The sequence below is a fragment of the Novosphingobium sp. genome (assembly GCF_039595395.1).
In the GTDB taxonomy this organism is placed as follows: Bacteria; Pseudomonadota; Alphaproteobacteria; order Sphingomonadales; family Sphingomonadaceae; genus Novosphingobium.
Map to the genome: position 1 here is coordinate 550,913 of NZ_JBCNLP010000001.1, position 12,777 is coordinate 563,689.

General features: G+C 67.3%; 9 protein-coding genes and 1 pseudogene. All 10 read left to right on the plus strand.

Going from position 1 to position 12,777, the window contains the following annotated elements; all coding sequences use genetic code 11:
* Position 1: 1 nt before the first annotated feature.
* The 10 genes and pseudogenes from ABDW49_RS02630 (at position 2) to ABDW49_RS02675 (ending at position 12,774) form a co-directional block, all read left to right on the plus strand.
* The gene (locus tag ABDW49_RS02630) at positions 2-673 is read left to right on the plus strand and encodes a PepSY-associated TM helix domain-containing protein (RefSeq protein WP_343609516.1); all 672 of its coding nucleotides are present in this window, start codon (positions 2-4) and stop codon (positions 671-673) included.
* Between the two features lie 11 nt (positions 674-684).
* Positions 685-1,170: a DUF2271 domain-containing protein gene (locus ABDW49_RS02635; protein ID WP_343609518.1), complete on the plus strand. Its 486-nt coding sequence runs from the start codon at positions 685-687 to the stop codon at positions 1,168-1,170.
* 44 nt (positions 1,171-1,214) lie between these two features.
* Positions 1,215-2,132: a DUF4198 domain-containing protein gene (locus ABDW49_RS02640; protein WP_343609519.1), complete on the plus strand. Its 918-nt coding sequence runs from the start codon at positions 1,215-1,217 to the stop codon at positions 2,130-2,132.
* Complete coding sequence (locus ABDW49_RS02645) at positions 2,132-3,151, plus strand: FAD:protein FMN transferase (protein ID WP_343609521.1); 1,020 nt, start codon at positions 2,132-2,134, stop codon at positions 3,149-3,151. Before ABDW49_RS02640 ends, ABDW49_RS02645 begins: the two co-directional genes overlap by 1 nt.
* Before the next feature lie 179 nt (positions 3,152-3,330).
* Positions 3,331-4,131 (plus strand): energy transducer TonB, encoded by an 801-nt coding sequence (locus ABDW49_RS02650; protein WP_343609523.1) that lies wholly within the window; start codon positions 3,331-3,333, stop codon positions 4,129-4,131.
* A 241-nt stretch (positions 4,132-4,372) separates the two neighbouring features.
* On the plus strand, positions 4,373-5,050 hold the full coding sequence (locus ABDW49_RS02655; RefSeq protein WP_343609525.1) for a response regulator transcription factor: 678 nt from the start codon (positions 4,373-4,375) through the stop codon (positions 5,048-5,050).
* Between the two features lie 18 nt (positions 5,051-5,068).
* Positions 5,069-6,448 carry an ATP-binding protein gene (locus ABDW49_RS02660; RefSeq protein WP_343609527.1) on the plus strand — a complete coding sequence of 460 codons (1,380 nt, stop codon included), beginning with the start codon at positions 5,069-5,071 and terminating at the stop codon, positions 6,446-6,448.
* A 491-nt stretch (positions 6,449-6,939) separates the two neighbouring features.
* Positions 6,940-10,198 (plus strand): annotated as a pseudogene (locus ABDW49_RS02665) (efflux RND transporter permease subunit).
* Positions 10,191-11,366 carry an efflux RND transporter periplasmic adaptor subunit gene (locus tag ABDW49_RS02670; RefSeq protein ID WP_343609529.1) on the plus strand — a complete coding sequence of 392 codons (1,176 nt, stop codon included), beginning with the start codon at positions 10,191-10,193 and terminating at the stop codon, positions 11,364-11,366. Before ABDW49_RS02665 ends, ABDW49_RS02670 begins: the two are co-directional and overlap by 8 nt.
* Positions 11,359-12,774: an efflux transporter outer membrane subunit gene (locus ABDW49_RS02675; RefSeq protein WP_343609531.1), complete on the plus strand. Its 1,416-nt coding sequence runs from the start codon at positions 11,359-11,361 to the stop codon at positions 12,772-12,774. Before ABDW49_RS02670 ends, ABDW49_RS02675 begins: the two co-directional genes overlap by 8 nt.
* Positions 12,775-12,777 lie beyond the last annotated feature (3 nt).

Genomic DNA, 12,777 nt, shown 5'->3' on the forward strand with positions numbered 1-12,777 from the left:
GATGAAAAGGGTCGCGACACACCGGCAGGCGCTCAGCCCTGCCGAGAAGGAACATCAGGCGAAACGCCGGAAGGCCAAGCAGTTCTGGCTGAAACAGTTGCATAGCTGGCACTGGATCAGCGCGGCGCTGTCGCTGATCGGCATGCTGTTTTTCGCCATCACCGGCATCACGCTCAACCATGCGGGCGCCATCCATGCCGAGCCCAAGGTGGTGGCCCGCAGCGGAAAGCTGCCCGTGGCCATGCTGAAGGAACTCTCCGCCCCCGCCAAGGCCGATGCGCCGCTGCCTGCCGATGTGGCCGCTCAGGTCAAACAGCAGACCGGCGTCGATGTGGCAGGTCGCCCGGCGGAATGGGCCAGCGACACGATCACCGTCAACATGCCGCGTCCCGGTGGCGACGGCTGGGTGACGGTGGACCCCAGCAATGGCGCCATCGCCTCGGAAATGACCGATCGCGGCTGGATCTCGCTGGCGAACGACCTGCACAAGGGCCGCAACGCCGGGGGTGGCTGGGGATGGTTCATCGATCTGTTCGCCATCGCCTGCGTGATTTTTACACTGACGGGCTTGTTGCTGTTGCAACTCCATAGCAAAAATCGCCCCGCCACCTGGCCGATCGTCGGGCTGGGGCTGCTGATTCCGATCCTGCTCATCCATTTTCTGGTTCCGTGAAGGGGTTTCACATGCGTCATCGCTCGCTTTCTCTTGCTGGCACGGTGCTGGCCGGCCTTCCGGCCTCGGCCATGGCCGGGACGGTCAACATCGACATTCCGCATCTCACGGTGGCCGAATACCATCGTCCTTACGTGGCCATCTGGCTGGAGCCGACCGGTGGCGGCGAACCGCGCACCGTGGCCGTCTGGTACGATGCCAAGCACCGCGGCGAGCCGGGCACCAAATGGCTGAGCGATCTGCGCGGCTGGTGGCGCGTGGCGGGCCGCAATGCGACGACGCCGCCCGCCGCGATCAGCGGCGCGACCCGCGCGCCGGGCCATTACGCGATTCCGTTGCCCGGCGATTTGAAGCCCGGCGCCTATACGCTCAAGGTCGAGGCCGCGCGTGAGACGGGCGGGCGTGAACTGGTCAGCGTGCCGGTGACCCTGCCCAAGCAGGGCGGCAAGGCCGAGGGCCATGGCGAGCTGGGCGCGGTCAGCGTCACGCTGCCTTGATCCTGCCCATCATCCGACACTCATTTCAAAAGGGGGATACACGCATGCGCTTCCTGAATTTGGCCCTGCTGGCGACCGCCGCCACATTGGCTCTGCCCACCGCTGCTTCGGCGCATCGCGCCTGGATCGTGCCCGCCGCCACCAATTTCTCGGGTGAGGATCCCTGGGCCAGCTTCGATGCGGCCATTTCCAACGATCTGTTCTTCGCCGACCATTTCCCGATGCAGCTTGCCCAGATCAAGGTCACCGCGCCCGATGGCTCGGCAGGCACGGTCGAGCATGGGGTGACGGCGCGTTACCGCTCGACCTTCGACGTGCATCTCACGCAGGAAGGCACCTGGCGCATCGGCACCGAGAGCACCAATGTGATGGGCAGCTTCAAGGTCAATGGCGTCGAGAAGCGTGTCGGTCGTGGCCGTGGCGGTCCGCCCCCCGGCGCAATGCCAGGCGGTGCGCCGCGTCCGGCAGGTGAAGGGCGTGGTCCCGGCGGCCCCGGTGGTGAGGGCGGGCGCCCCAACATCGAGACGGTCGAACTCTCGGCCATTCCCGCCGACGCCACCGACCTCAAGCTGACCGAGGCCGTCAGCCGCAACGAGGTGTTCGTCACGCGCGGCAAGCCGACCGAGACCTTCTTCAAGCCCACCGGCAAGGGTCTGGAATTTGCGCCGATCACTCATCCTGACGATCTGGTGCAGGACCAGCCCGCCAAATTCCGCTTCCTGCTCGACGGCAAGCCCGCCGTGGGCCTCAAGCTGACGGTGATCCCCGGCGGCAAGCGCTATCGCGATGCCGAGGGCGGTTTTGAAGCCGTGACCGACAAGGATGGCGTGGCGACGATCAAGTGGCCTCAGCCCGGCCTGTTCTGGTTCACCACCAGCACCACCGACAACCACCCCGCCACGCCCCGCGCCACCGAGCGCCGCCTGAGCTACACCGGCACGGTCGAGGTGATGGCGCCTTGATGGACCGACCGGCAGGTCTGGCTGCCACGCAGGAGGTCTTTCCCCGCATTGCCCTGCCGGATCGCATCGATCCGCAGGCGGTGCGCTCCTGCGTTGCCGGCCTGCCGGTCACCCGCCTGTCGGGGCCCACGATGGGCACGACATGGCATCTGCATGCCGTGCTGCCCGATGGCCTGACCGCAGAGCATATCGGGGGCGTCATCGCGGCGCGGCTTGAGGCGCTGGTGGCGCAGATGAGCCATTGGGAGCCCGCCAGCGACCTGTGCCGCTTCAACCGGGCGCGGGCGGGACTCTGGCAGGCGCTGCCGCATGATTTCGCGCGGGTGATGCAGGCTGCCCTGACGATCGCCGAGGCCAGTGATGGCGCTTTCAGCCCCGCCGTGGGCCGGCTGGTCGATCTCTGGGGTTTTGGACCGCCCGGACCCGTGGCGCAGGCGCCCGACGACAAGCAGATCGCACAAGCGCAAACCCCCTCCGACTGGCGCCTGCTGGCCTTTGAGCCCGCGACAGGACGGTTGCGTCAGCCGGGCGGGCTGTCGCTCGATCTGTCCGGCATTGCCAAGGGCTATGCGGCGGATGCGCTGGCGGGCGATCTGGCGCGGCTGGGCGTGGTGCATCTGCTGGTTGAGGTGGGGGGCGAACTGGTCGGGCGCGGGCTGCGGCCCGATGGCCAGCCATGGTGGGTCGATCTGGAGGCGCCGCCGGGCGCCGGGTTACCGGGGCTGCGGGTGGCGCTGCACGGTTTGGCCGTGGCGACCTCGGGCAGCTATGTGCGCGGGCCTCACAATCTCGATCCCCGATTGGGCCGCCCCGCGCGCTCGGGCGTGGTCGCCTGCAGCGTGCTGCATGACAGCGCGATGATCGCCGATGGCTGGGCCAGCGCTTTCAGCGTGCTGGATGTCGAGGCGGGCATGGCGCTGGCAACAGGCCGCGATCTGGCGGTGCGCTGGATCACGCGGGACGGCGAAAGCTGGTGCGAGGCGATCAGCCCCGCGCTGGCACGGATGCTGGCGGATTAGAGCAGCCTGCGAAAAAACAGGGACCGGCTTTTCGCATGCCGCCCCAGCGCGGTTTTGGCCTTTACGCGCGCGATTGATCTTGATACTGACTCTCAATAACCCGGTTTGGGCACGAGTCCGGGTGGCACGCAGCGCGTCCGCATCATCCGTTCGGGCACGTCATCACGTCAGGGGCAGTCATGCTGACAGACAATTCCGCACTCGCGCGTTTCGCGCCGGAGGATTTCGCGCTTCCCAAGCGGAACAGCGCGCTGGCGGGGCCGCGACTGGTCCCGGCGGCGGCGCCCGAGCCGGTCTATGCCCCCCCGGTCTATGCCTACGCCTCCACCTATGGGCAGGGCGGGGCGAAGCGTCAGGCTTCGGCCGCCGTGGTGGCCCTCGCTGCGGTCGGCCTGCTGTTCTCGACGCTGGTGTGGATGAATGTGCATGAGCACCATCACCGCCACCATCGCGTCATGGCGCTGGACCTGAAGCTCGATCCGCCCGCGCCGCCCAAGCAGCAGCCCAAGCCCGAGGTCGAGAAGGTCGAACTGCCCACCACCCCTGTTCCGGCGCCTCAGCCCGTGGTGGAGCAGCAGCCCGTGCCGACGCCGGTGGCGCTCTCGCCCGCGCCGCCCGCTCCCGCGCCGGTGGCGGTGCAGGCGCCGCCCGCGCCCCCGGCTCCGCCCGCCGCGCCGGCCAAGCCTGCGGCTCCGGCCGAGGGCGGCGATCTGTCGGCCAAGATGCTCTCCTTCACCCCGCCCTCCTATCCGATGGAATCGCGCCGGGCCAAGGAAGAGGGCACGGTGGCGCTCAGCCTGTTGCTGGGCACCGATGGCCGCGTCGCGGAGATTTCCGTGGCGAGCAGCAGCGGTTTCGCCCGCCTGGACAAGGCCGCGCTGGAGGCTGTGCGCAAATGGCGCTGGGCCCCGATCATGCGCAATGGCGAGGCTGTTCAGGTGCGCGGAACGGTAAAAATTCCCTTCATCATCAAGCATTAAATCAGGATGATCGCACGGCGACCGTGAAGGCCGGGGCAGCCGCTGGTGGCGCGTGTCCGCTCACCATTCGTCTCAGGTGAAATTCTATTCACTTGAGCGCCGCGCGCCGATGCGCGAAAGCGGCAGGCGGAGAGGATAGCCGGAACGGCCGTTCCGCCCACGCATTCACCCCCCCGATGCGTGTGAGACGGGACGGCCACCTCCGGCAAGGGGCCTGCACCCAGAATTTTAGGAGAGCGGCATGGCCCGCATCTTGGTCGTCGAGGACGATGCTGAAACTGCGGAGATTATCGCCTCTGCCCTGACGGGGCAGGGGCATGACGTGTCTTGCGTGGACGATGGCCGCGTGGCGCTGGCCCGGCTGGAAGCCGAACGTTTCGACGCCATCACACTCGATCGCATGCTGCCCGGCCTCGATGGTCTGGGGCTGGTCGCCCGTTTGCGCGCGCGTCGCCTGCAGACGCCGGTGTTGATGCTCTCCGCTTTGGGCGATGTCGATGAGCGCGTCGCGGGCCTGCGCGCGGGCGGTGACGATTATCTCGCCAAGCCCTTTGCCGTCAGCGAACTGACCATGCGGGTCGAGGTTTTGCTGCGCCGCAACCGCGAATATCCCGAGGATGGTTTCCTGCGCGCCGGGCAGGTCGAGATCGATCTGGTCAAGCGCCAGGTCTGGGTCGGCGGCGAGCCGGTCTCGCTGCTCCAGACCGAGTTCCGCCTGCTGGAATTCCTGGCCCGCCATGCCGGTCGCCCGGTTGCGCGTCAGGTGATTTTCGAGCAGGTTTGGGGCCGGTTTTTCGAGGCGAGCGACAATCTCATCAATGTGCATATCGCCAAACTGCGCAAGAAGCTGGAGCGGCCCGGTTTTCCTTCGCCGATCCAGACCATCAAGGGCGAGGGTTATCGCCTTGAGGTCGAATAGGCCTTGCCGAAAAACCGCATGCCGCCCCTGACCGAAACCCTGCTCGGCCTGCGCCTGGCCGATCTGCGCCACACCACGGCCTTCCGTCTGACGGCGGGGCTTTGCGCGGTCTTTGTGGTGGCGGTGATCGGCCTGCTCGGCCTGACCTATGTGCTGACCGCCCAGCAGCTGTTCTGGCGCACCGACCAGTTCCTCACCACCCGCATGGACGGCATCCTGCACACCCCGCGCGGGCGCGAGGCGGTGATGACCCGCCGCGCCATCGATGCCTGGGCCAGCGGTCTGGAATTCATAGCGCTGTATGATGCCCATGGGCAACGGGTGGTCGGCAATGTGCAGGTCGCCGCGCCCTTTCCGCTGGGCAAGCCTTTCGAACGCGGCGATGGCGGTCCTCCCGGCCTGCCGCTGCGCCTGCTGGCCGCGCGTCTGCCTTCGGGCGATGTGGTGGTGGTGGCGCGCGACATCTCCCCGTTGCGCGACCTGCATGAGCGGGTTTTGCTCATCATGGGCCTGTCCGGTCTGGCCACGATTCTGGCCGCGCTGGTGGTGGGTGTCTCGCTCAGCATCGGGCCGATGCGGCGGGTGCGCGACATGCAGGTGATGGCCGCGGCCATCGCCCAGGGCGATTTGCGCCACCGCCTGCCCGAAACCTCGCGCCGCGACGAGATCGATGTGATCGGCACCATCATCAACGGCATGGTCGAGGAGATCGAGCGGCTGATGGGGCAGGTGAAAGGCGCCACCGACGCCATCGCCCATGATATGCGCACGCCGCTTACGCATCTGCGCGCCCGGCTCGACCGGCTGGCCCAGCATGCCACCATCGCCGATGACGCCGAACTGCGCGGCTCGATCTATGGCGCCATGGGGGAGCTGGACATGACTCTGGCCCGCTTCCGCGCCCTGCTGCGCATTTCCGAGATCGAGGCCTCGCGCCGCCACGCCGCTTTCACCAGCCTCGATCCGCTCGATGTGCTGTCCGGTGTGGCCGAGCTTTACGATCCGCTGGCCGAGGAGCGGGGGATCACATTGTCGGTGGCCGCCACCGGCGGTCTGGTGATCCGCGCCGATGAAAGGCTGCTGTTCGAGGCGATCAGCAATCTGGTCGAGAATGCCATCAAATTCGCGCCGGAGAACTCCACTGTCACCATGGCGCTGCGGGCCTTGCCCGATGCGGTGGCGATCGAAGTGCGCGACTCGGGTGCCGGTATCCCCGAAGGCGAGCGCGAGCGCGTGCAGCGCCGGTTCGAGCGGGGGGCAGGAGCGGCGATGGCGCCCGGCTCCGGGTTGGGGTTGAGTCTGGTTGTGGCGATCGTCCAGCTTCACGGTTTCGAGTTTTCGCTCGATGATGCGGGGCCGGGGCTGGTGGCGCGGATTGTGGCGCGGCGGTTGCGTTAAAGGATAAAAGGAGAAAAGCGAGGATGGAGTCTTAGTTGGTCGCATTTCTCAAGAGAAATGCTCCGGGCCCTCGCGCTCCCATAACGTCTTCCGACGAGAAGGCAGTGGCGCCGAAATGAGGCGCGCGAACGCTCCACCTGCACAATCCAGAGCGCCGCAGGCAGGCTTCCCGCGACAATGCGCAACATTTCCTGCCTGCGGCACTCCCGCTTGCGCCGGGGCGCAACCTCTCCCCCAACACACCGCCAGCGTCGGGAGACGTAATGGGGGTGCAGGGGGCGTAACGCCCCCCTGCTTTTCCCTTAATTCCTTGCTTTCCCACCCCTTCGAACCACCGCCCACCAGCGGCACCCCAGCTTAAATTTAATTAAGTTGTTCGCACCTGCACAAGGGCGCAGAGCACCAGCATCCCCTAGGCGCGTCGGGTCTGTCCCCCCCAATCTCCGGGCCCGGCGCGTCGCCCTTGCTGTTTCAACGAGAGAGCGCCTTTCATGCTGCAACTCGTCAAGATCGCATTGCTCAGGCCGCTGACCTTCGTGGTGATGGCCATCCTGATCGTGCTGTTCGGATCCATCGCCTGGATCAAGACCCCGACCGACATCTTCCCCGACATCAAGGTGCCGGTGATCGCCGCCGTGTGGACCTACAATGGCCTGTCCCCCAAGGACATGTCGGGCCGTATCATCTACAATTACGAGCGTCAGTTGACCGCCACGGTCAATGACATCGAGCATATGGAAAGCTCCTCGTACAACGGCATCGGCGTGGTGAAGATCTTCTTCCAGCCGGGCGTCGACATCCGCACCGCCACCGCGCAGGTCACCTCGACCTCGCAGACGGTGCTGAAGCAGATGCCGGCGGGCACCACCCCGCCGCTGATCCTGAACTACAACGCCTCGACCGTGCCGATCCTGCAGATCGCGCTGTCTTCGGGCGTTCTGTCGGAGCAGCAGCTGTTCGATCTTGGCCAGAACACCATCCGCTCCTCGCTGGCGACGGTGCAGGGTGCGGCCTTGCCGTCGCCCTATGGTGGCCGTGTGCGTCAGATCCAGATCGACCTCGACCCGCAGGCGCTGCAGGCCCGCCATCTCTCGCCCGCCGATGTGGGCGCGGCGCTGGCCTCGCAGAACCAGATCATCCCGGCCGGCACGGCGCGCATCGGTACCTATGAGTACAACGTCAATCTGAACAATGCGCCCGAAGCCATCGACGCGCTGAACGACCTGCCGATCAAGACGGTGGATGGCGCGACCGTGACGATGCGCGACGTGGCCCACGTGCGCGACGGCTCGCCCCCGCAGCAGAACAAAGTGCGCGTGGACGGCCAGCGCTCGGTGCTGATGACCATGCTGAAGAACGGCTCGGCCTCCACCCTCGACATCGTCGACGGCACCAAGGCGATGCTGACGCAGCTCAAGCCCTCGCTGCCCGATGGCGTGAACATCGACCTGCTGTCCGACCAGTCGCTCTTCGTGAAGGGCGCCGCGATCTCGGGCGTGGCGCGCGAGGGCGTGATCGCCGCGGCGCTCACCTCGCTGATGATCCTGCTGTTCCTGGGCTCCTGGCGCTCGACCCTGATCATCGCCGCCTCGATCCCGCTGGCCATTCTGGCGGCCGTCTGCGGCCTGCTCGCCGACGGGCGAGACCCTCAACATCATGACGCTGGGCGGCCTGGCGCTGGCGGTCGGCATCCTGGTCGACGACGCCACGGTGACCATCGAGAACATCAACTGGCACCTCGAGCACGGCAAGGACAGGTGCAGGACGCGATCATGGACGGCGCCCGGCAGATCGTGCTGCCGGCCTTCGTCTCGCTGCTGTGCATCTGCATCGTGTTCGTGCCGATGTTCTTCCTCGACGGCGTGGCGCGCTTCCTGTTCGTGCCGATGGCCAAGGCGGTGATCTTCGCGATGATCGCCAGCTTCGTGCTCAGCCGCACGCTGGTGCCGACCATGGGCAACTGGCTGCTGCGCGCCCATGCCGGGCCGCACACCACCGAGCACATGGCCGCCCATGACGCCACCGCCGGTGAGCCCGAGACGCGCAACCCGTTCCGCCGCTTCCAGCATGGCTTTGAAAAGCGTTTCGAGAGCGTTCGCCGGGTCTATATCGGCATCCTGCTGACCCTGGCGCTGGCGCGCCGCAAGCCCTTCGTGATCGGCTTCATGAGCGTGGTTCTGGTCAGCTTCGCGCTGGTGCCGTTCCTGGGCCGCAACTTCTTCCCCACGGTGGATTCGGGCCAGATCTCGCATGCACGTCCGCGCGCCGGTCGGCACGCGCGTGGAGGAGACCGCCGCCCTGTTCGACCATATCGAGCAGCGCATCCGCCACACCGTGCCCGCAGAGCAGACCGCCTCGGTGGTCGACAACATCGGCATGACCGTGTCGGGCATCAACCTGACCTATTCGAACAACGGCGGCCGATCGGCTCGCAGGACGGCGACATCCTGATCTCGCTGAAGGAGGACCACGCGCCCACCGCCGGCTACGTGCGCAAGCTGCGCGAGGTGCTGCCGCGCGCCTTCCCCGGCACCAGCTTCGCCTTCCTGCCGGCCGACATCGTCAGCCAGATCCTGAACTTCGGCGCCCCCGCCCCGATCGACGTGGTGGTTTCGGGCAAGGACAATGTGGCCAACGAAACCTATGCCAATGAGGTCGCCGCGCGCATGAAGCATATCGGCGGCATCGCCGACGCGCGCCTCCAGCAGCCCAGCAACTATCCCGAGTTCAAGGTCGAGGTCGACCGCACCCAGGCCAACCAGCTCGGCATCACCGAGCAGGACGTGACCAACTCGCTGGTCGGTGAACCTTGCGGGTAGCTCCCAGGTGGCCCCGACCTTCTGGCTCAACCCCAAGAACGGCGTGTCCTACCCGATCGTGGTGCAGACGCCGCAATATGCCAATGACTCGATCTCGGCGCTGCACAATGTGTCCGTCACCGGTGTCGGCACCTTCCAGACGCTGAACAACGTCAGCAACATCCATCGCGGCCTGACCTCGGCGCTGATCACCCACTATTCGATCCGCCCCGCGATCGACATCTACGCCACCACGCAGGGCCGCGACCTGGGCGCCGTGGCCGCCGACATCGACCAGATCCTGAAGGCCACCGCAGAAGGACCTGCCCAAGGGCTCGACCGTGGCGCTGCGCGGCCAGGTGCAGACCATGAACGCGCGCCTTCGCCGGCCTGCTCCTGGGCCTGGCGGGTGCGATCGTGCTGATCTACCTGCTGATCGTGGTGAACTTCCAGTCCTGGGCCGATCCCGGCGGTGATCGTCTCGGCGCTGCCGGCCGCGCTGGCCGGCATCGTCTGGATGCTGTTCGCCACGGGCACCCCATTGTCGGTGCCGGCGCTGACCGGCGCGATCCTGTGCATGGGCGTGGCCACCGCCAACTCGATCCTGGTGGTCAGCTTCGCGCGCGAACGCCTGGCCGAGCACCGGCGACGCGCTGGACGGCCGCGCTGGAGGCCGGCTTCACGCGCTTCCGCCCGGTGCTGATGACGGCGCTGGCGATGATCATCGGCATGGCGCCGATGGCGCTCGGCCTGGGCGACGGCGGCGAGCAGAACGCGCCGCTGGGCCGCGCCGTGATCGGCGGCCTGGTCTTCGCCACCCTCGCCACGCTGTTCTTCGTCCCCGTGGTGTTCAGCCATCGTGCATCGTCACATGAAGGCCGGTTCCTCGCAGCCTGCCGACACCTCCACCTCCCTTGCCGCCCATGAAGCCGCGGAGCCCGCACATGTCTGAACACAATGAATCCGATGCCCTGCTCTCCGGCCATGTGGCCCCGCCTCGGGGTCTGGCCAAGATCGGGCTGATCGCAGGCGGCGTGGCCGTGCTGGTGGTGGCCTGGGGGCTGGTCAGCCGCAATCACGCCGATGTCAGTGCCCAGAGCTTCGCCGATGCGCAATCGGTGCCCACGGTCCATCTGGTCGCGCCGGGCAAGGCGGGCAGCTCCACCCAGCTCGTGCTGCCCGGCACGATGCAGGCTTGGACCTCGGCGCGCATCTTCCCCCGCGTCTCCGGCTATGTGCGGTCGTGGGACAAGGATATCGGCGCGATGGTCGGTTCGGGCACACCGCTCGGCTATATCGACACGCCCGAACTCGACCAGCAGATCATTCAGGCCCGCGCCACCCTGCAGCGCACCAAGGCGCAGGCCTCGCTGGCCAAGTCGACCGCCGCGCGCTGGAACGATCTGCTGACCTCCAACTCGGTCTCGCATCAGGAGGCCGACGAAAAGAACGCGGGTGCCGCCACCGCCACGGCCACCGTGGCCGAGGCTCAGGCCAATCTGGGCCGCCTGCTGGCGATGAAGTCCTATGCCACGGTGCGGGCGCCTTTCGCGGGCGTGGTCACGCTGCGTCAGTCGGACATCGGCGATCTGGTGGGCCCCGGCACCACCAACCCGCAGCCGATGTTCGCCGTGGCCGACGAACACCGCATGCGCATCTATGTGAATGTGCCTCAGCAATATTCGGCGCAGATCCATGCGGGCCTCACCGCCGGCCTGACCGTGCCCGAAGCGCCGGGGCAGGTGATGCATGCCACCGTGCTGGCGCAGGCCAATGCCATCAGCCAGCAGAGCGGCGCGCTTCAGGTGCAGCTTGAAATCGACAATCCGCAGCATCTGCTCAAGACCGGCGGTTACGCTCAGGTCAGCTTCAACCTGCCGGTGCCGGTGGGTCTGGTGACCGTGCCCTCCAGCGCGCTGGTGCTGCGTGGCGGCGGAACCCGCGTGGGTACGGTGACGCCTGACGGTCATGTCCGCCTGATCCCGGTGACGGTGGGCCGCGACATGGGCGCCACGGTGCAGATCACCTCGGGCCTGTCGCCCGACATGAAGATCATCAACGATCCGGCCGATTCCATCGCCGATGGCCAGAAGGTGGAGATCGGGGGCAGCCATGGCTAAGCGCCTGCTGACCGGGCTGGCCCTGCTGGCGGCCACGTCGCTGGGCGCCTGTTCGCAGGTGCCTGCCTATCACCCGCCCGTCGCCCCCAATCCCCCCGCCTTCCGCGAGGGCGGGCCATGGAGCATGGCGACGCCCTCCACCACGGCGCAGGCCGGTCACTGGTGGGAAGGTTTCGGCGATCCCGTGCTCAACGAGCTGGAAGGCCGCATCGAAAAGGACAGCCCGACGCTGGCCGCCGCTCTCGCCCGGCGCGATCAGGCGTCCGCTGCGCTGCGCGGGGCCCGTGCGGACCTGTTTCCGCAGCTCAATGCCAACAGCAACCTGACCTACAATCGCCAGTCGCAGGACCGTCCGCTGCGCAACACCACCGGTCAGGAAAACATCTATGGCAACAACACGCTGGGCGGCACGGCCAGCTATGAGCTGGATCTGTGGGGCCGGGTGCGCGCGCAGGTCGCGGCGGGCCGGGCCAATGCGCTGGCCAGCGAGGATGATGTCGCCGCCGTCCGCCTGAGCCTTCAGGCTGATCTGGCCGCCTATTACATCACCCTGCGTGGGCTGGACCGCGAGGCCGATCTGCTGACTCACACCGTGGCCGCTTATCAGCAGGCCGATGACGTCACCCAGCACCGCTTCAAGGGCGGCATCGCCACCGGCATCGAGACCGGCCAGTCGGGCGCCCAGCTTGCGGATGCTCAGGCCCAGCTTGCCGATGTGCAGGCCGCCCGCGCCAAGGTCGAGCATGCCATCGCCACGCTGGTCGGCTCCACCGCATCGGAGCTGACGCTGGCCGCCAACATCACCCCGCTCAGCGCGCTGAGCGCCGACGTTGGCCTGCCCTCCACCCTGCTGCAGCGCCGCCCCGACATTGCCGCTGCCGAGCGTCGCATGTTCGCGGCCAATGAGGGCATCGGTCAGGCCCGCGCGGCGGCCTTCCCGCAGATCAGCCTGATGGGCGGGGGCGGCACCAATTCGACGGTGCTGTCGGGTTTGGGGTCGGCGCCGAATCTGTTCTGGGCGCTGGGCCCCTCGATCAGCCTGCCGCTGTTCACCGGCGGGCGGATCAAGGCGGGCATCGCCACGGCGCGGGCCAAGTGGGATGAATCCACCGCCACCTATCGCCAGACGGTGCTGACCGCCTTCCAGCAGGTGGAGGACAGCCTGTCCGACCTGCACCATCTGGGCGATGAGGACGCCGCCGAGCATCGCGCCGTCACCAATGCCGAGCAGGCCGCCCAGCTCTCAATGAACCGCTACAACAAGGGCGCGTCGAGCTACCTCGATGTCGTCACCGCCCAGACCACCGAACTGACCGCCCGTCGCAAGGCGCTTCAGGTCGAGACCGCGCGCCTGCAGGCGGGCGTGGCGCTGGTGCGGGCCCTTGGCGGCGGCTGGCAGAAGGCCTAGGAG

What these genes read in the sequence shown, in the direction of transcription:
- ABDW49_RS02630 (WP_343609516.1), top strand. Translation starts at nt 2, where the DNA reads ATGAAAAGGGTCGCGACACACCGGCAGGCGCTCAGCCCTGCCGAGAAG.
- ABDW49_RS02635 (WP_343609518.1), top strand. Translation starts at nt 685, where the DNA reads ATGCGTCATCGCTCGCTTTCTCTTGCTGGCACGGTGCTGGCCGGCCTT.
- ABDW49_RS02640 (WP_343609519.1), top strand. Translation starts at nt 1,215, where the DNA reads ATGCGCTTCCTGAATTTGGCCCTGCTGGCGACCGCCGCCACATTGGCT.
- ABDW49_RS02645 (WP_343609521.1), top strand. Translation starts at nt 2,132, where the DNA reads ATGGACCGACCGGCAGGTCTGGCTGCCACGCAGGAGGTCTTTCCCCGC.
- ABDW49_RS02650 (WP_343609523.1), top strand. Translation starts at nt 3,331, where the DNA reads ATGCTGACAGACAATTCCGCACTCGCGCGTTTCGCGCCGGAGGATTTC.
- ABDW49_RS02655 (WP_343609525.1), top strand. Translation starts at nt 4,373, where the DNA reads ATGGCCCGCATCTTGGTCGTCGAGGACGATGCTGAAACTGCGGAGATT.
- ABDW49_RS02660 (WP_343609527.1), top strand. Translation starts at nt 5,069, where the DNA reads ATGCCGCCCCTGACCGAAACCCTGCTCGGCCTGCGCCTGGCCGATCTG.
- ABDW49_RS02670 (WP_343609529.1), top strand. Translation starts at nt 10,191, where the DNA reads ATGTCTGAACACAATGAATCCGATGCCCTGCTCTCCGGCCATGTGGCC.
- ABDW49_RS02675 (WP_343609531.1), top strand. Translation starts at nt 11,359, where the DNA reads ATGGCTAAGCGCCTGCTGACCGGGCTGGCCCTGCTGGCGGCCACGTCG.